At 61.3% G+C, this 21,914-nt stretch carries 18 protein-coding genes; 4 read left to right on the top strand and 14 right to left on the bottom strand.

All coding sequences use genetic code 11. The features are described 5' to 3' along the window. From IP79_RS02505 to IP79_RS02480, 6 genes are all read right to left on the bottom strand, one after another. Nucleotides 1–1,449, bottom strand: coding sequence for a UdgX family uracil-DNA binding protein (locus tag IP79_RS02505; RefSeq protein ID WP_054117655.1), 1,449 nt, complete (start codon nt 1,447–1,449; stop codon nt 1–3). Then, entirely contained in the window at nt 1,449–2,687 is a 1,239-nt protein-coding gene (locus IP79_RS02500; RefSeq protein WP_054117654.1) for a putative DNA modification/repair radical SAM protein, read from the bottom strand. The genes IP79_RS02505 and IP79_RS02500 overlap by 1 nt, the downstream gene beginning before the upstream one ends. Before the next feature lie 78 nt (nt 2,688–2,765). After that, nucleotides 2,766–3,098 carry a PilZ domain-containing protein gene (locus IP79_RS02495; RefSeq protein WP_233994053.1) on the bottom strand — a complete coding sequence of 111 codons (333 nt, stop codon included), beginning with the start codon at nt 3,096–3,098 and terminating at the stop codon, nt 2,766–2,768. A gap of 55 nt (nt 3,099–3,153) precedes the next feature. Next, entirely contained in the window at nt 3,154–4,773 is a 1,620-nt protein-coding gene (locus IP79_RS02490) for a DUF6504 family protein (RefSeq protein ID WP_054117653.1), read from the bottom strand. Next, complete coding sequence (locus IP79_RS02485) at nt 4,670–5,449, bottom strand: recA-like protein (RefSeq protein WP_054117652.1); 780 nt, start codon at nt 5,447–5,449, stop codon at nt 4,670–4,672. The genes IP79_RS02490 and IP79_RS02485 overlap by 104 nt, the downstream gene beginning before the upstream one ends. A 109-nt stretch (nt 5,450–5,558) precedes the next feature. Then, nucleotides 5,559–7,130, bottom strand: a complete 1,572-nt coding sequence (locus IP79_RS02480) for an amino acid permease (protein ID WP_054117651.1) — start codon at nt 7,128–7,130, stop codon at nt 5,559–5,561. Between the two features lie 138 nt (nt 7,131–7,268). On the opposite strand from IP79_RS02480, the gene panB reads away from it, so the two are divergent. After that, nucleotides 7,269–8,141, top strand: a complete 873-nt coding sequence (gene panB, locus IP79_RS02475; RefSeq protein ID WP_054117989.1) for a 3-methyl-2-oxobutanoate hydroxymethyltransferase — start codon at nt 7,269–7,271, stop codon at nt 8,139–8,141. A 30-nt stretch (nt 8,142–8,171) separates the two neighbouring features. Then, nucleotides 8,172–9,251, top strand: coding sequence for a DUF475 domain-containing protein (locus IP79_RS02470; protein WP_054117650.1), 1,080 nt, complete (start codon nt 8,172–8,174; stop codon nt 9,249–9,251). On the opposite strand, the gene IP79_RS02465 is transcribed toward IP79_RS02470, so the two are convergent. The 7 genes from IP79_RS02465 to IP79_RS02435 all read right to left on the bottom strand — a co-directional run bounded on the left by IP79_RS02465 (nt 9,223) and on the right by IP79_RS02435 (nt 18,396). Continuing rightward, nucleotides 9,223–10,203, bottom strand: a complete 981-nt coding sequence (locus IP79_RS02465; RefSeq protein ID WP_054117649.1) for a bile acid:sodium symporter family protein — start codon at nt 10,201–10,203, stop codon at nt 9,223–9,225. The two genes, IP79_RS02470 and IP79_RS02465, sit on opposite strands and share 29 nt — an antisense overlap. A gap of 51 nt (nt 10,204–10,254) precedes the next feature. Beyond that, the gene (locus tag IP79_RS02460) at nt 10,255–11,727 is read right to left on the bottom strand and encodes a tetratricopeptide repeat protein (protein WP_054117648.1); all 1,473 of its coding nucleotides are present in this window, start codon (nt 11,725–11,727) and stop codon (nt 10,255–10,257) included. Further along, entirely contained in the window at nt 11,711–13,075 is a 1,365-nt protein-coding gene (gene prsR, locus IP79_RS02455; RefSeq protein ID WP_054117647.1) for a PEP-CTERM-box response regulator transcription factor, read from the bottom strand. Before prsR ends, IP79_RS02460 begins: the two co-directional genes overlap by 17 nt. After that, entirely contained in the window at nt 13,075–15,123 is a 2,049-nt protein-coding gene (prsK, locus tag IP79_RS02450) for an XrtA/PEP-CTERM system histidine kinase PrsK (protein ID WP_420705616.1), read from the bottom strand. Before prsK ends, prsR begins: the two co-directional genes overlap by 1 nt. Before the next feature lie 74 nt (nt 15,124–15,197). After that, nucleotides 15,198–16,583, bottom strand: a complete 1,386-nt coding sequence (locus IP79_RS02445; RefSeq protein ID WP_054117646.1) for a TIGR03013 family XrtA/PEP-CTERM system glycosyltransferase — start codon at nt 16,581–16,583, stop codon at nt 15,198–15,200. 98 nt (nt 16,584–16,681) lie between these two features. After that, entirely contained in the window at nt 16,682–16,960 is a 279-nt protein-coding gene (locus IP79_RS02440; RefSeq protein ID WP_054117645.1) for a hypothetical protein, read from the bottom strand. Nucleotides 16,961–17,052: 92 nt separating this feature from the next. Next, nucleotides 17,053–18,396, bottom strand: coding sequence for a helix-turn-helix domain-containing protein (locus tag IP79_RS02435; RefSeq protein WP_054117644.1), 1,344 nt, complete (start codon nt 18,394–18,396; stop codon nt 17,053–17,055). 177 nt (nt 18,397–18,573) lie between these two features. Here IP79_RS02435 and IP79_RS02430 point away from each other — a divergent pair, with 177 nt between their 5' ends. Both IP79_RS02430 and IP79_RS02425 read left to right on the top strand, forming a co-directional pair. Then, nucleotides 18,574–20,172, top strand: a complete 1,599-nt coding sequence (locus IP79_RS02430; protein WP_054117643.1) for an isocitrate lyase — start codon at nt 18,574–18,576, stop codon at nt 20,170–20,172. Nucleotides 20,173–20,323: 151 nt separating this feature from the next. Beyond that, complete coding sequence (locus IP79_RS02425; protein ID WP_054117642.1) at nt 20,324–20,503, top strand: hypothetical protein; 180 nt, start codon at nt 20,324–20,326, stop codon at nt 20,501–20,503. Between the two features lie 91 nt (nt 20,504–20,594). Here IP79_RS02425 and IP79_RS02420 read toward each other — a convergent pair whose 3' ends face one another. Next, on the bottom strand, nt 20,595–21,914 hold the full coding sequence (locus tag IP79_RS02420) for an amidohydrolase (protein ID WP_054117641.1): 1,320 nt from the start codon (nt 21,912–21,914) through the stop codon (nt 20,595–20,597).

Genomic DNA, 21,914 nt, shown 5'->3' with positions numbered 1-21,914 from the left:
TTACGCTCCGATGTCCGCCATGCGCCCCTGCACCGCTGCCAGATCGCTGGCGAACAACGTCGCCTGCGTCTCGCGCGCCGCTCCGTCCAGCCTGAGCAGATAGGACGGGTGCACCGTCATCCACAGTTCGGCCCCGTCATCGAGCATGATCGGAGCGCCGCGCGCCTTCGAGACGCTGACCGTACGGCCCAGAACACCCCGTGCCGCGCTCGCCCCCAGCGCCAGCACGATGCGCGGACGCACCAGTGCCCGCTCGGCATCCAGCCACCAGCGGCAGGTGTCGATCTCCTTGGCTTGCGGAGATTGGTGCAACCGGTGCTTGCCCTTCCAGGTGAACTTGAAGTGCTTGACCGCATTGGTGAGGTAAGCCGCGCTACGATCAATCCCGGCGCTGGTGAGATACCGATCCAGCAACTGGCCCGCCGGACCGACGAAGGGGCGGCCTGCAATGTCCTCCTGATCCCCCGGCTGTTCGCCCACGATCATCAGATGCGCTTGCCCCGGCCCCTCGCCCGCCACCGCACGGGTGCCGCAATCGGCAATCGGACAATCGCGGCACGCCGCCACCCCTTGTGCTACCACGGCCAAAGATGCAGGCCGCGCCCGCTCCTCCCGTTCGCCCGCTGCCACCATCACCGCCTCACGCGCCTGCGCGCCTGCGATCAATTGCGGGATGATCTGAGCCTCGGGCAGGTTCTTCCAGTATTTCCGGGGCATTTCCGATAGCATCGCGCCGACCTTCAGCCGCGCCGGATTGAAGATCGATGCGTAGTAAGACCGCCACAGGTCCTCGACCGGATCATCGCCCGGAGCATCCTCGCGCCGCGCTGGCGGGCCTTCGCGCATTACCTCGCCATCCCAGTGCATGCTGCCGCGCGGGGTCAGGATCGACCAGCGCATATTGGCAAAGCGGCGCATGAAGAACGCAGCTTCGGCGCGGACGATGTGATGATCGGGTTCAAACCAGGCGACGAAATGCGGGGTGCCGTTGTCCTCCGAGACTTCGCGGAAGCGCACGAAAGCGTGCATTTTGTGCGCATCGCGCCGCACCGATTTGGCAAGTTCCTCGATCCGGCGAACATCGGGATCGGCCTTGTCCTCCATCATCCGGGGGCTGCGCTGCAATCGCCACAGCACGCGATAAAGCAGCCCGAACCGCGCCGGATCGGAGTGGAGGCCGGCGCTGCGGGCGAGTGTCAGAAACCGCTGGCTGGCACGCACCGCCGGGGCATCAGCGGGCGGCGAAGGCAGTCGCTTGTCCCCGCGCGAGGGGCCATCGGACGCGAACAAATCTCCCGTCCCCCCTGGCTCGATCCAGGATACGCGGTCGGGCGGCACATCGCACTGGATCAGTCCGCGCGCCCGTTCACGCCAGAACGCGAAATCATCGGGCGCAGGCAAGTGGACAGCGTAATGCGCGCCGAGTGAGACGTTTTGCATCGCTGTCATCAAAACAGTTCCAACTGCTCTACGCGCGGCGCGAGCAGGCGACGCAGGTCGGCGCGGTCGGTCAGCAGGGTCGGGCGCCAGTCGAGCGCGCAGATAAAAGGCCGAACCTTGGCGATCGAGGCGGTCAGCCGCGCGACATCGTCAAGCCGCAGCGTCCGATGCCGCCGCGCTGCGAGAATGCGCCCCACCGCCGTCGTTCCCAGCCCCGGCACCCGCAGCAATTGTTCTTTCGCGGCGCGGTTTACGTCCACCGGAAAGCTTTCACGGAACTTCAGTGCCCAGGCGAGCTTGGGGTCAATATCGAGCGGCAGATTGCCATCAGCCTCGGTCGCGTCAGCCACTTCGCCAGGCGCAAAACCATAGAATCGCATCAGCCAGTCCGATTGATACAGCCGGTGTTCGCGCAGCAATGGCGGGCGCTTCAACGGCAGCACGGCGCTCGCATCGGGGATCGGCGAGAACGCACTGTAATAGACACGGCGCAATCCGAATGCGCCATACAGCCGGCTCGCCTTGCTGATGATCGCGGTGTCATTGGCATCATCCGCGCCAACGATCATCTGGGTCGATTGGCCTGCCGGGGCAAAGCGCGGTGCGTGGCGAAAGCGTTTCCTCTCGTCCTTGGCCTCGATGATCCGCGTCTTGGTGCGGCCCATCGCGCCTTCGATCTGGTTTTCATCCTTGTCTGGTGCGAGCCGGGTCAAACCTGCACGGGTCGGCAGTTCGACATTGATCGAGACCCTGTCGGCATAGAGCCCGGCCTGATGGATTATCTCGGCATCAGCTTCCGGAATGGTCTTGAGGTGAATATAGCCGCGGAAATCATGCTCTTCCCGCAATATCCGGGCAACTTCGACCAGCTGTTCCATCGTGTGGTTCGCGCTTTTGACGATACCGGAGGACAGGAACAGCCCCTCGATATAGTTGCGGCGGTAGAAATTGAGCGTGAGGTCAACCACCTCCTGCGGGGTGAAGCGCGCGCGCTCCACGTTAGAGCTTTTGCGGTTGATACAGTAGTGGCAATCGAAAATGCAGTGATTTGTCAGCAGGATTTTCAGCAAGGAGATGCAGCGTCCGTCCGGCGCATAGGCATGACAAATGCCCATTCCCTCGGTCGATCCGATACCCTTGCCGCCCAGTGAATTCTTCTTCGCCGTACCGGATGACGCGCACGAAGCATCATACTTCGCCGCATCGGCGAGAGTTTCGAGCCTTTGCTGGAGTGTTTTCTGAACCATGGAACTTTAGGAGCACCTTTCGTGTTCCTTATATGTTCCTACAACCCTTCTGCCAAATGCAAAGCTTGCAAGCCAGCATCACACAGCGCGGCGGCTGGGTGTGATGATCCGGTTCAATTCTTCCTGCTGGCTCAGATAATCGATCACGGCAGGGTGCATCGCGCCTTCGAACGCGATTCCGGCGATCGGGCCTTCAACCCAGGCAACGCTGCCAAGCGGAGCATTGACCCCGCCAACTTTCATCGTCACCCGGTCGCCCACTTCAGCGAAGCCAGCCTTGCCGCGCAGCTTGCAGCCGCCTTCGGACAGATCCAGCAGATCCACGAACACCACGCGCGACCGCACCCGGCTTTTCACCATCAGGCTCATCGGTTTGCGTTCGGACGCGCGCGGGATCGAATTCAGGTTCATGAGGGGAACATCGCACAAATCGGTAAAGAAAATATAAGCAGAGCAGAAAATGACGTCAGGCATACAGTCCGTGCAAAAACCAATCGGGCACTCCGCCGCGCCCGTCACCGGCGATACCCTGGCGGTAGATCCAGTAGCGCCGCCCGCCATCATCCTCGATCCGGTAATAATCGCGCAGCCGCGCGGTTGAGCGTTCGCGCCACCATTCAGGCGCAAGACGTTCCGGCCCCTCAACCCGCACCACCTCGCGCACCTGCCCGCGCCAGCGAAACCGCTGCGGATAGCCATCGGGCGAGGCGTAAAGCACCGCAATCGGTTCGGCCCGGTCGAGCAGCTTCAATGGGCGGGTGTGGAACGGCAACGCGTCTTGTTGCAGCGGCAGCGGATCAAGCGGCGGCTGCCAGCCCTGCGCGCGTTCGGGCACGTGGCTGGCGCGCAGCACCGGACGGGTGATGGCCTTTGGGCCAAGCCGCACGCTCAGCCGATCGACAAAGGCCGCCAGCGAGGTGCCATGCTGCTGCGCAGCCGCATCAAGATCGGCCTGCGACAAGGCCAGCGATTCGGTCCAGCTGGCGCGCAATTGCACCGCTTCGATCCCGAAGCCTGCCTCGACATCATCGAGCCGCGCGGCAAACAGCCGGGTAATATGCGATGCTTCGCGGGTGGCAGCGGCGAGTTCGATCCGGCGCCACAATACCTCGCCATCAACCCGCCACAGCGCCATTTCAAGCCGCCGGGCGCCGTGCCCCCGCGCTTCGAGTTCGCGCACCATATCAAGCGTCAGATCTTCCAGCACCCGATCCAGCAGATCGCGGTGGCGGATCGGCTCCATCAAGCGGCGCTGCACCAGCGGCATCACTTGCGCGATGACCGGCAGCAACGGTTCGGGGACACGGCCCAGCAACTGGTCAAGGCGAAGCAGCGGGTGGGCTGCGGGCGAACGATGGTTACGGAACCGGCGGCGCAGCGCATCGCGTGCGGCGGCCTCTTTCCGGGGATCATTCTGCCCCGCCCCGCTTACGCCTGCCAGTTCGTTGAGGCGTTTGATCCCCAGGCGGTGCAGCACGGTCAGCACATCGTCATCCAGCCTGAGCGCGGCAACCGGCAGATCGCCAAGCTGGCGCAGCGGGTCATTTTCCGGTGCAAGGATCGCAGCAGGTGGCCCATAATGCGCCAGCGCCCACGCTGCCCCTGCGGTGGGAGCAAGCGCGGCGCGGACGGTCAATCCGCGTGCGGTAAAGGCGCTTGCAACATCCCTGAGAAGGTGTTCCTCACCCCCGAACAGGTGCGCAACCCCGGTGATATCGACCAGCAGACCATCGGGCGGATCAAGCGCGCTCCACGGCCCCCAGCGCTGCGCCCATAGCGCCAGCTTTTCAAGGAACGCCAGATCGCCCGCCGGATCGGCTGGCACGGCATCAAGCTGCGGGCACAGCGCACGCGCATCGGCGAGCAGCATCCCGGCGCACGCACCTGCGACAAGACCTGCATCATTGGCCGCAACAATTCGCGGGCCGTGTGCAGTTTCGGCAATCAGTGCGGTCGGTGCGGCATCGGCAGCGCCGCGGTCATCAGGCGCGAGCGCGAGTCGCCAGCGATCGACCGACAGTCGGGCGACCCAGATAGATAAAATCCGGCGTGATGGCAGGTTCGGGTTCGGGTTCGGGGCGGACATGCAGACGTCCCTTGTCATCGCTCAATATCCATTCGCCGGGTGCATGGGCACGCGACCGGAACAGTTCTGCGTGCCAGATAGGGGTGCCGGGCGCAGCCGGGTTCCAGCGCTGCGGTGAAGACGGCGCAGCGCGGGCCTGCCAGCGCATCCGGGCAGACGAGAGGTCGGGCGCTGCATCAAGCCGCACCAGCCACAGTCTGACCCTGTGGCGCTCCGCCGTAAGGCTGAGGCGGCGCGAAGCGGTGAAACCAAGCGCGCGCGGGTTGCCCGCAATCTCGCCGATCACACAGGCAAAATCACGGCACTTTAGCCCTTCCTCCAATGCGAACAGCATATCTTCAGGCGTAGCAGCGGCAACGTGGATCAGGCGGCGGCGCAGGTCAGACGGCAGACCGGCAAGGCAAGGCCGTCCGCCAAGCCGGATCGCGGCGCGATCCTGCACCCACAGCACATGGCGATGATCCTTTCCCGGACATTCGTTGAGTGACGTCAACGCGTCACCCGCCAGCGCCAGCGCCAGCCCCGCCCCGCTCGCCTCGGTTGCAGGAGCAAAGATTTCGGAATGGAACGGCTGCTCCGCCAGCCCCGGGCGCCAGCGCGATTCGGACAGGCGGGCAGGCAAAATCCGGGCAGGCGATTGCTTGATGGACTTGAAGGGCATGGGCGAACGACTCATTTGTTCGCATTATGTTCCAACATTGCTGCGATGGCAATCTTTCCGGCGAGGTAACGAAAAAGGGGCGCCCGATCGCGGACGCCCCTTGTGTATTCACGGATGGTCTGGATCAGTCGTTGGGCGACTTGATCGGGATGATCGTCTCGTCACCAAGGATATCATCCACCACTTCCACCACACCGCGGCCAAGGTGGCTGCGGCTGCGGCCATAGGCGAAGTAAATCACCACGCCGATCAGCGTCCACACCGGAAGGACGATCATCGCTTCGGACGGCAGATTGACGAACAGGAAAACGCAGCCTGCAATCGCCGCTGGAGCGATTATCATCAGGCCCGCAACCCGGAACGGCCGCTTCACATCAGGCCGTGTACGCCGCAGCACCATGACCGCCAAGGCGACCAACGCAAAGGCATACAGCGTCCCGGCATTAGCGATATCGGCCAGCTTGCCCACCGGCAGGAACGCAGCGGCCACTGCCACCACAATACCCGTGATCAAGGTAACAATGTGCGGCGTCTGCCACTTGGGGTGAACCCGGCTCAGCACATCGGGAAGCAGGCCATCGCGGCTCATCACGAAGAAGATCCGGGTCTGCGCATAGAGCAACACCAGGATCACCGAAGGCAGAGCGATGAAGGCGGCATAACCCAGCGCGTTACCGATACCCGAATAGCCGATCTGCCGCAGCACGTGCGCCAGCGCTTCATCCGAACAGACCAGCGCCGCCGAATAGGCCGGCATGGCGCATTGGCGGGCAAGTTCTTCCGAACCGGCCGGGAACGGCACGCCGCCCGGGCCCATGATCGGCTGACCGCCAATGGTCCCGATCGCGCCGGCCGCCACCAGAATGTAGAACACGGTGCAGAACAATAGCGACCCGACCAGGCCGATCGGCACGTTGCGCTGCGGGTTCTTGGTTTCCTCCGCTGCGGTCGAAACCGCATCGAAGCCGACATACGCGAAGAAGATCGTCGCTGCAGCACCGACCGCACCGACGCCTGTGCCCCATCCGCCAAACACCCCTGCGGGCAGGAACGGGTTGAAGTTTTCCGCTTCAACTTCGGGAAGGGTCAGCGCGATAAATACTGTCAGCGCAGTGACCTTGATCACCACCAGCACGGCATTGACCTTGGCGCTTTCGCTCGTCCCGATCATCAGCAACCATGTGACCAGCAACGCGATCACCAGAGCAGGAAGGTTGATGATACCGCCTTCAACTCCGCCGAACGCCAGCGGTCCGCCCGAAAGCGCAGCAGGCAATGTTATGCCGAAAGTCTCGTTAAGGATCGTACCGACGAAATAGCCGGACCAACCCACGGACACCGCACTCGCTGCGATGGCGTATTCGAGCACCAGCGCCCAGCCCACCGTCCACGCAAGGAATTCCCCCATCGTGGCATAGGTGTAGGTGTAGGCCGACCCCGATACCGGGATGGTCGAAGAAATCTCGGCATAGCAGAGCGCTGCAACGATACAGATCAGCCCGGCGATGGCGAAAGCAAGCATCAGCCCCGGCCCGGCCTTCTGCGCCCCGGCTGATGTCAGCACGAAAATCCCGGTGCCGATGATACAGCCGATCCCGAACAGCATCAGCTGAATGGCCCCGAGTGATCGTTTGAGCGATTTCTTTTCCGCAGCCGCGAGGATCGCGTCGAGCGGCTTTACCCTGTCAAGAAACATCTGGAATAGGTCTCCCACTGATCGCAAGCAGATCCCCCGCGCGATCGAATGGGCGGCAAGCTAGCGCAACAGCGCCGCAAAACAAGTCGAAAGCGCGCTCTTTCCCCCGACGCGCGCAGGCGCTAGATGCGGCCCATCATGTCGACAACATTCCAGCTCGATACGAGCACCAGCCGTGCCAACCCCACCCCGCAGCCGATGAAGCGGCTGACGGTGCCCGCCATCCGCGCGCGCAAAAAGGATGGCGTCACCGCCAACCCGCTGGTGATGCTGACAGCCTACACCGCGCGGCAGGCACAGTTGCTCGACGCGCATTGTGACCTTTTACTGGTGGGAGATTCACTGGGTCAGGTCATCTATGGCCTGCCTTCGACCATTCCGGTAACGCTGGAGATGATGGCCAATCACGGCGCGGCAGTGGTGCGTGGCAGCTATCATTCTGTTGTTGTGGTCGATATGCCCTTCGGCAGCTACGAAGCCTCGCCCGAACAGGCGTTTGAAAGCGCAGCTTTCCTGCTTAAACAAACCGGTGCGGCGGCGGTGAAGCTTGAAGGCGGCGCCGCTATGGCGCCGACAGTCGCGTTTCTCAACGCGCGCGGCATCCCGGTTATGGGCCACGTCGGCCTGACACCGCAGGCTGTCAATGTGCTGGGCGGCTATGGCGCACGCGGTCGTTCTGATGCGGAGGCGGAAAAGATCGTCTCGGACGCCATCGCCCTCGATCAGGCGGGTGCCTTCGCCATAGTGATCGAAGGTGTAGTGGAACCCATCGCCATCGCCGCCACAAAAGCGGTCGCCTGCCCCACCATCGGCATCGGCGCTTCTGCACAGTGCGACGGACAGGTGTTGGTCACCGAAGACATGCTCGGCATGTTCGAACGTGTGCCGCGGTTTGTAAAACGGTATGAAGACATTGCCGGAGTGATCGACCGCACCGTTGCCACCTATGCAGAAGAAGTGCGCACCCGCGCTTTTCCCAGCGAAGAACAGACCTATCAGCCCAAGAGCTGAATTCTCTCCTATCCAAGGCCCAAACTCATCATGCAGACGTTGCTGCGTTACTACACCTTCTCTCTGGGCTTCACCGCAGCCTGCCTTGCGCTGGCGGGCTATTATGGCTGGGTCAGCAGCGGCACCCTTTCCGGGATGCTGGCGATCTTGTGGATCGTGTTCGTCCTGTCGATTCTGGAAATTTCGCTGAGCTTCGATAACGCTGTGGTCAACGCCACAGTGCTGCGCGAGATGGATCCTGTATGGCAGCAGCGGTTCCTGACCATCGGCATTCTGATCGCGGTGTTCGGGATGCGGATCGTGTTTCCCATCGCGATTGTCTCGATCGCGGCGCAGATCGGCCCGTGGGAAGCGGTGCAATTGTCGCTCGGCAATCCTGAGGAATACGAGCGCATTGTATCGAGCGCCCATATCGGGATTGCCGGATTCGGCGGCGCATTTCTCGCGATGGTGGGGCTCAACTTCTTTTTCGATGGCGATAAAGACGTGCACTGGATCGCCTCGGTCGAACAGGCGATCAGCCGTTTCTCTAGCATCCCCGCAGTGGAAATCGGCTTGGTCCTGTCGCTGGTCTATGGCGTTTCCACGCTTCTGGCACCCGATGATGCGTTGACTTTCCTCACCGCCGGATTGCTGGGACTTATCACCTACATATCCGTCAATGCGCTGGGAGCGATCATCGAACAGCGCGAGGCGGCCAAAAAGGCGAGCGGCGCTATCGTCCGCTCCGGTTTGGGCGGGTTCATGTATCTCGAAGTGCTCGACGCCAGCTTCAGCTTCGACGGCGTGATCGGGGCGTTTGCGCTGTCGAACAACATGATCGTGATCGCCATTGGCCTGTCAATCGGCGCGATGTTCGTGCGTTCGATGACGATCCATCTGGTCAAGGCGGGGACGCTGGCGGAGTATCGCTATCTTGAACACGGCGCTTTCTGGGCGATCATCGTGCTGGGCGCGATCATGCTGATTTCGGCGCGCTATCACATTCCAGAAACCTTTACCGGGTTGATCGGCGCGATACTGATTGGGTTGTCCTTGTGGTGGTCGATCAGGCACAATCGCGCCGAAAAGCTGGCCGAGGCTAACGGGCACTGTGCGCCAGACGCATAGCGAGCGGTGCGGCCAGCACCAACTGGGCCAGATGATAAATCAGCAGCGGGGCGATAACGAACCCCGCTGCCGTTGGCGGAAACAGAATCGCAGCCAGCGGCGCGCCGATGGCGACACTCTTTTGCGAACCGGCGAAAAGAAAGGCGATGCGGTCCGGCCTCGGCAGACCGAGCAATCCGGCAGTCAGCCATGCAGCCGCCAGCGCCAGCGCCAGAAAGCTGAGCACCAGCGCCGCAAGCACTGCCCAGTCGCTCGCCGCAAACATTCTTCCCAGTCCCTGTTCGACAGCTCCCGAAAAGGCAACATAGACCGCGATGCCGATCACGGCGCGATCCAGCCATGCGATGCGCGCGCGATGTGAGACAATCCGGTCAATCACCCGATCCTGCACCACCTGCCCGATTACGAAGGGCAACACCAGAATCACGCCGATGCGAATAATCGCCTCGCTACCAATTCCCCCTGCCCCGCTACCGCCCAGCAGCGCGAACAACGGCGCGCTGATGAATACGCCGGCGATATTGATCAACGCAGCCCCCACAACGGCCAGCCCGACATTGCCATTCGCAAGGCTGGTGTAGGACGTCGCCGATTGAACGGTCGAAGGGAGGCAACCGAGATAAATGAAGCCGAGCGCCACCATCGGGGGCAGTGCTTTTCCGGCAACGGCCGCAAATCCCAGGCCCGCCAGCGCCATCACGCCGAACACAAACAAAAGCAATGGTGCGAAATAACGCCAATTGGCCAACCCGCGCACAATCTCGCTGCGCCGGATACGCATCCCGTTGAGCAGAAACAGCACGAAGATCCCGGCGTTTGACACAATGCTGGCGACGCTGCGCGTTTCCCCCTCGGCAGGAAGCAACAATGCCAGCGCCGTGGCAATGACCAACACAGAGATCATCGGATCGGACAGAAACGGCAGGCGAGAGAGAAAACCGGGTTTAATCATCAGGTCATGCGCCCTGCCTTTCCCGGCTCAGGTTGTCGAGCCGCAGGATTATCAGCGCTGGGTAAGGAGGCGCGGGCGCACCTGGGCCAGCAGAGCGGCAAATCGTTCGACATCGTCTGTTTCGCCAAGTGCCCGTGCGGCCTTGATCCGCAAGGAGATCAGCGCCGGATCATGCCCGCCGCCAAGCAGCATAGCCTGATCCAGAAGCACTGCCACCCGCGTCCAATCGCCCGTCTCGGCCTGTCGCTGCGCAAGCGCGAACAGGGCCGTGATCGCGGTCGGCTCTCCGGCAACGTGGCGTGCCAGCAATGTATCGGCGGCGCGGTCGTCGTCCGACTGTCGATAGGCCAGAGCCGCCTTGCGGGTCAGCGGCCAAGGCCGCTTGACCTTCGCGGCAAGCGAATAGTTTTCCAGAGCGGCGCGCGGATCACCTGCGCCCAGCGCTGCATCTCCCGCGAGGCTGGCAATATCGGCTGAAGTGGAAAAACGGTCACTGAGGTTTTTCGCATAGGCGTTTGCACCGGCCCAGTCGCCGCTTGCTGCCATCCCGCGCATTTCCTGCGTCAGCGGGGCAAGGCCCGGCTGCGCGACCAGCACGACCGGTTTGGCCTGCGCGCCCCCATTCGCGCGCGCCAACAGCGGAGCCGCGCTGGCGCGATCGCCGATGCGTTCGTGGGCACGGGCCACCAGCATCACGAGATAAGGGGACGCCCCCGATCTGGCGGCTTCGGCGCCAAAGCGATCGATCACCTCGGCAGCGCGTCCGCTTTGCATCAGCGCTTTGGCGAGGAGTTCTTTCAGACGGGGATTGGCTGGCTGGCGATCAGTCAGTTGTTCCAGCGTGGCGGCAGCACTGTCCGAGTTGCCGACCTCAAGGCTGATGATGGCATCCAGCAGCGCGGCCGCCGGGACGCCGCGGACAGCCATCCCGCTCCGCGACAAAAGGCTGCGCGCCAGAGGCCAATCGCCAGCCCGTGCGGCAATAACTGCTTGAAAATAAAACACCCGCGGATCGTCTGATGCCACTTTGAAAAGTTCGCGCACGGCCTCGAGCGTATCCTCGCCCGCCCCGCTATCCCCCAGCGTTGCGGCATATTCTGCCCAAACTTCGCGATTGCCCTGATCGGCAGCCAAAGCGGCTTCGAACCACGGCAGGGATGCGGAAAGCCCATGCACATCGCGCACAAATAATGCTCGCATCTGCAGGGCAGGCGCGTGATCACGACCAAGTGCCAACGCCCTGTCAGCCGCCTCAAGCGCGGTCAGGTGCTCGCCCCCGCGGTACCGAAGCTTGGCAATTGCGACCCATACATCAGGATCATCGGGCGCCAATCCGCGTGCGTCATCAAGCCTTTGACCGGCATCAGCCAGCGCGCCATCGACCATCAGCGCTTCTGCCTCATCAAGCAGCACCGCCACATCCGGATCCACTGCTTTGGCCGTCGGGTTATACGTATCCGAACAGCCCGAAAGGGCGAGCGCAAGCGCCAGCAGCAGGAAGCGGGTATCAGGTTTGCAGGTCATATTGCTTCAACAGATCATACAGGGTCGGACGGCTGATCCCCAAAAGTTTGGCAGTGCTGGAGATATTGCCTTCACTACGGGCCAAGGCATGGCGGATCACGCGACGATCCGCAGCCTCGCGCGCAGCCTTGAGGTTGAGTACGTCAGCGCTTTCCTCGTCAGCCTCACCGAAATCGAGATCGTCGGCGTTGATCAGCTTGCCATCTGCCATGATCACAGCGCGCTTCACCCGGTTTTCCAGTTCGCGGACGTTGCCCGGCCAGTCATGCGCATCGATTGCCGCAAGCGCATCGGGCGCGAAACCGCCGACGGAAGGGTTCATTTCAGCAGCAAACCGCTTGAGGAACACCTTGGCAAGCAGCACCGGATCACCGTGCCGTTCGGCAAGGCCGGGAATGCGAACGACAATTTCTGCTAGGCGGTAGAAAAGGTCTTCACGAAAGCCACCGGTTTGGATCATGCTTTCCAGATCCTGATGGGTTGCGCAGACAATGCGGGTGTTCACCGCGATCGCCTTGCGACCGCCGATCCGTTCGATCGTGCGTTCCTGCAGAAAGCGCAACAACTTGACCTGTAGCGGCAACGGAATGTCACCCACCTCGTCAAGAAACAGGGTGCCACCGTTGGCGCTTTCGATCTTGCCTTCGGTGGTCTTGATCGCACCGGTGAATGCACCTTTTTCGTGCCCGAACAGCTCGCTTTCGAGCAGGTTTTCCGGGATCGCGGCACAATTGATCGCTACGAACGGCCCGCCAGCGCGATCGCTGGCATCATGCAAGCCCTGTGCAAGCAATTCCTTCCCTGTTCCGCTAGCGCCCAGCAGCATCACGGACACGCTGGTTCGGGCAACCCGTTCGATGGTGCGCGCGACCTTCACCATTTCCGGCGCGCCGGTGATCATCCGGCCCAGTACGGTTTTGTCGGCGCTCGACGAGGCGACGAGACGACGGTTTTCTTCTTCAATGGCGCGCAAGCTGAAGGCGCGCCGCACGATTAGTCCCAAGGCGGCAATGTCGATGGGTTTCTGGTAGAAGTCATAAGCCCCGCGTGCGATCGCATCCAAGGCACTTTCGCGGGCGCCGTGGCCGCTGGCGACGATGACCTTGGTATCGGGCTTGATCGCCATGATAGCATCGAGCACGGCAAAGCCTTCAGTAGTGCCGTCAGGATCAGGCGGAAGGCCGAGATCCAGCGTCACCACGGCTGGAGCGTCTGCCCGCAGAGCAGTCAATGCACTGTCGCGGTCTCCCGCGATCACCACTTCGAAATCGTCATAGGCCCACTTGAGCTGGGCCTGCAGGCCTGGATCATCCTCGATCACCAGCAGGACGGGTTTTTTCTCTGCCATCAGGCAACCTCTTGCGATGCGTTTTGCGGGAATTGCTGCGCGCCCATCAGCCGCACGGCCTCTGCCTTGGGCAGGACGATGGAAAAGCGGGTGCCGAGACCTTCGCGGGACTCCACCGAGACACGCCCGCCCATCGCCCGCACCAGTTCGCGCGCTTCGAATGCTCCGATACCGAAACCGCCCTGCTTTGAGGAAACGAATGGCTTGAACAGACCGGTGCGGACAAACTCCGGGGTCATCCCCTTCCCGCTATCGACCACGTCAATCATTCCGTTGATGCCTTGTGCAACCACATCAAGAAACACCGGCGTATCAGGAGCGCTGGCATCAATTGCGTTCTGAACCAGATGGATCAGCGCCTGCTCCAGTGCCTCGCGATGGCCGATTACCACCACAGGTTCATCGCGGGTCAGCGCAACTGGTCGCACGCCGCGGAACCGTTCGGAAATGCCGCGGGCGAGCGCCACCAGATCGAAAGTTGATCGTTCATGCACTTGCCCCGATCCATAGCGACCGAGCCGCGCGAGCAGCGCAGAAAGCTTGTCGGCCGAATTGCGCAGCGTGACCAGCATATCCGCACGGAAGGCGGGGTTATCGGCATGCTTTTCGGCGTTGGTGGCCAGAAGCGAAAGCTGGCTGACCAGATTTTTGATGTCGTGCATCACAAACGCCATGCGGCGGTTGAATTCATCGAACCGGCTGGCGTCCATCAGGGCCTGCTGTCCCGCCTGTTCGGCAAGATAGCTGGCGAGTTGCTGCCCGGCGACACGCAGCAGATCAAAATCTTCCCAATCAAGCTGCCGGGCCATGGTCGGGCGGGCGAGCACTATCACGCCGACCAACCGGTCGAAATGCAGCAGCGGTACCAGCGCCCACGCATCGTCGGCGTCGGTCAACCAGGCTGGCACCTGCGCCTGTTCGCCGTGATGATCGATTCCGTTCCGCGCTTCATCCAGCGCGAGAACCATATTGTGCTGTTCCAGAAGGCTCGAAAAGGCATATTCTGCGGCGACCGCAGGCACCGCAATCGTGGGCCAGTTCCAGCGTGCCGTGATCTCCAATTGGGCTTCTTCGTTGGGCATGAGCAGCAAGCCGGCGGGACTCTCTGTGATGTCGGCCAGGGCTTTGACCGCGCGCTCTTCAAGGCTGGCGCTTCCGGTTCCGCCGCGTCCGATGGTTCGGGTAAAGCGCAGCCATTCTTCGCGGTAATCATAACGGTGCTGGAACAAGTGCTTCGTCACCATGACACGCAGCCAGCTGCGTAGCCGCGGAGATGGCAGGGCAACGACAGCCGCAAAAATCGCGAGCACCAGAAACATGATCTGGATGGCAAAGGCGATATCGCCGCCGATCAGCGCGAGCGACTTCGTCACCAGCACCATCAGGGTAAGATAGCCTCCAATCAGCAGAAGCGAGAGGGTACGGAAGGTCACTGCACGCGAAGGGTTGAACTGCATGCGCGGACCGGCCGCATTCATCCCCAACGCAAACAGCACCGCCATCACACCAGCGAAAAGACCGCGAAGATCTCCAATCGGGGCGGGATACTCGCCGCTTAGGTAGGCAATCGATGAGAGATTGAGATCAAAGGCAAATATCCCTGACAATCCCACACCCGTCCATCGCAGGATCGGACGCAAGGTGTTGGCAGCACCGGCGTACAGGTTGTGGAGCAACATCAGTGCGCCGATCGAAACCAGCATGTCGATCACCGCGCGCACCTCGACCACTGCACCCTCGGGTTGCGGAAAGCTGCTGCCTTTCATTTGAGACAATAGCACCAGTGGTTGCATCAACTGCACCAAAACCAGCGCGATAATGACCGGGCGTATCGGCTTTAGGCTGTCGCTGCGGCCGTCTGCGGAAAATAAAAAGAAAATCGCAGCAATAAGTGCCAGGTTGCGCGCTGTGGCGGCTATTATCGTCGAGTTGTTATCAGGCCCGACCATCGTCGCGAGCGTACACCACACCGCGCTGCAACCCGCCGCCACCAATAAAGCCGTTCGATCTGGCCGGCTACGCTCGCCGTGACGCCATATCCACAGCATCGCGCCAGCGCTGAGCAACGCACCCGTTACCCAAGCTATACTGGCTGCCAAAGGCATGAGGGCGCTGGCGCCAATCACCGTGCACCCTCGGGCCAAAGGATCACCCGCAACGTTTGCAGCAGGATCACGAAATCGAGAAACGGCGTGTAATTCTTGGCGTAATACAGATCATACTCGAGCTTGCAGCGACTATCCTCAACCGACGCACCGTAGGGATAATTGATCTGTGCCCATCCGGTTATGCCAGGTTTCACCATATGGCGTTCGCCGTAGAACGGGATTTCCTCTTCGAGGCTCTCGACAAACGTGGGCACTTCGGGGCGCGGGCCGACAAAGCTCATCTGGCCTTTCAGTACGCTCCACGTTTGCGGCAGCTCATCGATCCGTACTTTGCGGATAAAACGGCCAAGGCGGGTGACGCGCGGATCATTTTCCTCCGCCCATTTGGCCCCGTCCTTTTCCGCATCAGTGCGCATCGAACGCAGCTTGATCAGCGTGAAAGGCTCGCCATACAGGCCCACGCGTGTCTGGCGAAAGAAGGCTGGGCCCTTGCTGTCTAGCTTCACCAGAAGTGCAAACAGCACGATAATCGGCAATGTCAGCACCAGCAGGATAAGGCTGGCAGTGATATCGAAGATCCGCTTCACCGCACTGGAAAACATACGCGAACTGGAAAAGCCATCGGAGAAAATCAGCCAGCTGGGATTGATGGTATCGAGATCGACTCGCCCGGTCTCACGTTCGATAAAGCTGGAAAAATCATTGACGTGGACACCCTTGGTCTTGATCCGCAGGAGATCTTTCAACGGCAAGGCGTTGCGACGTTCCTGAAGCGCGAGCACCACTTCGCTGACGCCGAGATTTTCGACAAAGCGGCCCAGATCATGGATGGCTGCGCGCGGGATAGCTTCCTCGACCACGCGCCCGTTATCGCTCATGGAAATGTAGGCGACGATGGCAAATCCAGTCTCCGGCTTGTCACCCAGCTCACGCAGACGCTGCGCCCGGTCACTCGCGCCCAGCACCATGACCCTGCGACGAAATGCTGACGACCCCAGGAAGCTGTTGAGCAGCAAGCGGTCTGCCACCAGCACCAGAATGGCAAGGCCCATGGTATAGAGCAGCGTCGATCGCCAGAGAAGGTCGGTGGGAATGATGAAATCCACTACCGCCAGAACGATGATGCCAAGGCTGATCGCAACCAGCACCCGCGCACCGGCAAAACGAAGGGATCGAAGCGCGTTCGGCCCATAAACTCCGACCGCAATCATCGCGAGCCAGATCATCATCGCCGTTCCGATCAGCGCAATGCCCCGCCCGCCGATATCGCCGGTGCTGATGCCGATCTGGCTGGCGCGCAATTGCCACGCAATCTCGCTGGCAACCACCAGCAATGCAAGGTCAAGCAACCCGAGCAACAGCACGGCGTGCGGAATGTAATGCTTGAACAGGCGGATCATGGTTTGCGGTCCGGTTAACCTTCTTGATCAACCGGACTACGCGCAAGAAATGAAATGTCGGTAAACTTTACAATGTGCTCGTGGAAAGGCTGCCGGCCTTATTGTTCGGCGACATTGTTGGCAGCATTTTCAATCGCCTCACCTGCCTGCTGCGCGCTGTCGCCCACCTGCTGCGCCGCATCGGCAATCGCCGCATCGCGCATTACTTCGGAATCCTGGCTGCGCATGTAAAGGAACCCGGCCACGATCAGGCCAAGCACAACGATCAGTCCGAGAACCATTCCGCCCGAACCGCGCTTTTCGCGAATGATGGTGGTGGTGTGGGTGGGGCCGGAGGCATCACGCACTTCAGTTTTGCGTTCGCGTTCGTGTTCCATGTGGTCTCTCCGTAGAAATGTCATTCGTCTGCAGGGCAACCGGAACGCGAGTTCGAATGTTCCATGTCGACGACAGACTTGGTGCGAGAGCTTCAGCCCGGCCTTACACTGGCAAGGCGAGCAGATGCGGGGGTCAGACATTCGGTGCGACCACAACGCCCGCAAGGTGCGCCCAACGGCACTGCATCGGCCCGGTCAAGCGATACACCACGCGCATGGGCAAGGTCTCCGGCAAAGCGCGCCTCGATACCCAACACCACCGCGCGGCGGCCAGCACACATGACACCATCGACGTCGACCGTTCGGGTGATGGTAAACCAGTGCCGCGCAGCACTCTCCCCCTCGCCGAAAGTCACAGCCTGTGTCAGCACCGTGCCGGGCCGTTCAAAAGCAGCGAAAGGCACCCATGCAGGCCAGCGCGCACCATCAAGGGGATAGATCGCTCCGCTGCCTCCGGCAGTGAAGTGTGTCATCCGCCCCGCCCGGTCGATTGTGGCAGTAAAAAAGGGCAAACCGCGTTCCCCCACGCGGCCCAACGTGGTCAAGCGCGCAGCTACCTGATCGAAGCTTACAGCAAACCGGCGTTGCAATACCGCAAGATCATATCCCGTGCTTTCACAAGCACGCAGAAACCGCCGATAAGGCAGCAGCAACGCGCCTGCGAGGTAATCGGTAACATGTTCGCGCAATGCCTCCCGTGAATCAGCCGCGGCAAGGTCGGCACCTGCCACCAAGGCCTCGATCGCGTCACGCATCTCGAGCGCGCCGACTTGCCGCGCAATCTGGAACCGCCGCGCTGCACCCGGCAACATTTCGGACAGCTGCAATTGCCTTGCATGCAGATCAAGCCGGTGCACCTGACCCGGCATCACCTCTGCCGGAAGAATACGCACCTGTAACTGATGCTTTTCGCGCAGTCGCTCGCTCAAGGCCGCACTTAATTCTCCGCGCGAAAGGCGCAATTCATCGGCCAGATCTTCGGCGGCATGATCCAGGTCCGCGAAATGGTTTTGCCAGCGTTCAATGACGCGCCGGGCTGCTGCGGCCGTATCCTCGGTCACAGCCTGTCCGCCAAAGCTGCCACCGGCATCATAAAGTCGCGCAAAGGCAGCGGCGATCTGCGGTGCGGCAGACAGGAACTCCTGAACCTCTTCGCGGTCGATCCCGAGATCGGCGAAGCGTTTATCGGCCAAACGCCGGTTCAATCCGTCGATTCCGCCAATCGCGTCATCTTCCCGGAGAGAACGCGGATCGAAATCGAACCGCTCGATAACCCTCACAAGCACCTTGGCCGAAAGCGGGCGCTGGTTGCGTTCGATCAGATTGAGATAGGACGGCGAAATGCCAAGAGCGCTCGCCATGGCGGCTTGGGTCAGCCCTTCGCGTTTGCGCAGACGGCGCAGCGCCGGGCCTGCGAGGAGGTTGGCATCGATCATAGCCCATTTGTAAATAAGTTTACTGATTTACACAAGATGGCGGGATAAAGTAGCGATAGCGACACGATTTTCTGTAAGTTTTCCTGTCTTGCTGCGCTGCACCACGGCAAAGGCAATCCATCCACGGCGCGAGACTCGCTTGCTCAGCCGCCTCCCCAGAATGGACAGGAGACGCACATGACCTACCAGAACACCATCACCCAGATGCGCGACGTCGTTGCCGCCAATGGGCCAAGCTGGGCCGCAATCGATCCCGAAAGCGCCGCCCGCATGGTAATCCAGAACCGTTTCCGTACCGGGCTCGACATTGCCAAGCACACCGCCAAGATCATGCGTGCAGATATGGCCACCTATGATGCCGATCCGGCGCAATACACCCAGTCGCTCGGCTGCTGGCACGGCTTCATCGCTCAGCAGAAGCTGATCGCGATTAAAAAGCACTTCGGCACCACCAAGCAGCGCTACCTTTACCTCTCAGGCTGGATGGTCGCCGCATTGCGCAGCGAATTCGGCCCCCTGCCCGATCAGTCGATGCATGAGAAGACCTCGGTACCTGCTCTGATCGAAGAGCTTTACACCTTCCTCAAGCAAGCCGATGCCCGCGAACTCGGGATGATGTTCCGCGCGCTCGACACTGCGCGTAAGTCTGGTGACGCGGTTGAAGCCAAGCGGCTCGAAAACGCGATCGACAATTACGAAACCCATGTCGTGCCGATCATCGCGGACATCGATGCAGGCTTCGGCAATGCCGAGGCGACCTATCTGCTCGCCAAGAAGATGATCGAAGCCGGTGCTTGCGCGCTGCAGATCGAAAACCAGGTCTCGGACGAAAAGCAGTGCGGCCACCAGGACGGCAAGGTCACCGTGCCACACGAGGACTTCCTCCAGAAAATCCGCGCCTGCCGCATGGCTTTTCTTGAGATGGGTGTGGAAGACGGGATCATCGTTGCCCGTACCGATTCGCTTGGCGCTGGCCTGACCAAGCAGATTGCCTATTCGAAGGAAGCCGGTGATTTGGGCGATCAGTACAACAGCTTCCTCGACTGCGACGAGGTCGATCCGGCCAGCATCACCAACGGGCAGGTGTTCATCAGCCGCGACGGCAAGCTGCTTGCACCCAAGCGCCTGCCTTCGAACCTCTTCCAGTTCCGCGCTGGCACAGGCGTCGACCGCGTGGTGCTTGACTGCATCACCAGCTTGCAGAACGGCGCCGATCTGCTGTGGATCGAAACTGAGAAGCCGCACGTCGAACAGATCGCCGAAATGGTCGACCGCATCCGCGAAGTCGTGCCCAATGCGAAGCTCGTCTACAACAACTCGCCCAGTTTCAACTGGACGCTGAACTTCCGCCAGCAGGTGTTCGACGCCTGGGCCGAAGCGGGCAAGGACGTGTCGGCATATGACCGTGCCAAGCTGATGAGTGTCGATTATGACGCGACAGAACTGGCTGCGGAAGCAGACGAGAAAATCCGCACCTTCCAGCGCGATGCTGCTGCACGGGCCGGCATCTTCCACCACCTCATCACCCTGCCGACCTACCACACTGCTGCCCTCAGCACCGACAACCTCGCCCGCGAATACTTCGGCGAACAGGCGATGCTGGGCTACGTCAAGAATGTTCAGCGCGAGGAAATCCGTCAGGGCATTGCCTGTGTGAAGCACCAGAATATGTCGGGCAGCGACATTGGCGATGATCACAAGGAATACTTCGCAGGTGAAGCTGCCCTGAAGGCGGGCGGCGCTCACAACACGATGAACCAGTTCGAAGCCGCTTAAGTTGCAGATGGAACGCTGTATGGCCGCGCATGATGGCCAGCAGCGTGAGGATGCAAAATGTCAGCCAACCGGAAAGTGCGCGTTGTGCCTTCCGGTTGGCGGCTGAAACGCATAAGGGCGAGTTCGTGCAACGCCGCCTGAGGAGTTTGAGATGAGCGAAACCGATACCCCCAACCCTGAGCCCGCCCGCGCCCGTGCGCTTTTGTCGACTGCCGACATGAAGCTACTGCGCCGCGCGCTGGAAAGTCATGCCCGCGCCACCGAAGACCGCGAGGAACTGGCCAAGATCAACGCTCTGCACCACCGCCTTGGAACCTACGTTCCTTCGTAAGGCGCAGCCCGTTCAAAAGTTCTCCTGGGGAGGAGAAACGGCCGCCGGAACGCCCCGCAAGGGTGCGCTCCGGCGGCCGAATTTTTCAAAGCTACCGTTTCGCCATCAGATTTAGCGTTGCAGCCGTCAGCGCCTCGGTCGCGGTTGCAATCACAACCGGCGCATCAGGCGCCCAGAATGGCGAGTGGAGCGAAGGCAAGGTAATCTCACCCTTCTGCGCCTTTTCCCATTCGTCAGCGCGCACCCCGCCGACCCAGAAGATCAGCGACTCCACATTTTCTCGGTCGGCGCGGTAAAACTGGCTGAAATCCTCACCGCCCATCACCGCAGGGGTTTCAAACACGCGGCCTTCAAACCGGGGTTTGAGACTTGCCATGACCGTATCGGTAAATTCGGGCGTGTTATAGGTTGCTGGCGTGTAGGGATCGGACACTGTGACACGCGGCAGCTTGTCGTCCGGCATCCCTGCCGCCAGAGCCTCTCCCCGCGCAATCCGGGCAATTCCATCGAGCAGGTGCTGACGGGTCTTGTCGGCATAGCTGCGCACGGTGATCTGCAAGCGCGCTTCATCGGGGATGATGTTGTGCTTCGACCCGGCCTGAAAGCTGCCGACTGTAACCACGGCGGGCTCTTGCGGATCAAGCTCGCGGCTGACCAGCGTCTGCAAACGGCTGACAATACTGGCCGCGATCACGATCGGATCTTTGGTGGTGTGCGGATAGGCGCCGTGTCCGCCCACCCCCGGCACCACGACATCAACTGAATCGACATTGGCGAGCGCAAAACCCTTGGAATAGCCGATGAACCCTGCTGGCGCCTGTGCGGCATCGTGAAAGGCCAGCACGTAATCCGGCTTTGGAAAACGGCTGTAGAGCCCGTCATCCAGCATCGCCTTTGCGCCCTCGCCGATTTCCTCGGCCGGCTGGAGTATCATCACCAGCGTGCCCGACCACTGATCGCGGCGCTCGGCCAAAAGTTGGGCTGTGCCGACCCAGGCGGCCATGTGGGTATCGTGCCCGCAGGCGTGCATCACCCCGGTCTCGATCCCCGTGGCAGGCACGGCGCGGCGTTTCGAAGCATAGGGCAACCCGGTCTGTTCGATCACCGGCAGGCCGTCCATATCGGCGCGCAACATGACCGTGGGGCCTTCACCATTGCGCATGACCGCAACCACGCCGGTCTTGCCGACGCCTTCGGTGACATCGAAACCCAAAGCCCGCGCGCGGGTCGCAAGCTTTCTGGCGGTTTCGACCTCCTGAAAGCTCAATTCGGGATTGGCGTGGAGGTCTTCATACAATGAAACCAGTGCGGGCAGGCCAGCCGACACTGCGTCGCGCAGTTCGTCCGCATGTGCAGGAGATGACAGACAGGCCAAAGCGCTGATACCTGCCAATATGGATGTTCGCTTCAT

Origin of the sequence: Porphyrobacter sp. AAP60, assembly GCF_001296025.1 — a bacterium.
GTDB lineage: Bacteria > Pseudomonadota > Alphaproteobacteria > Sphingomonadales > Sphingomonadaceae > Erythrobacter.
This window is presented reverse-complemented; position numbering and strand designations above follow the sequence as displayed.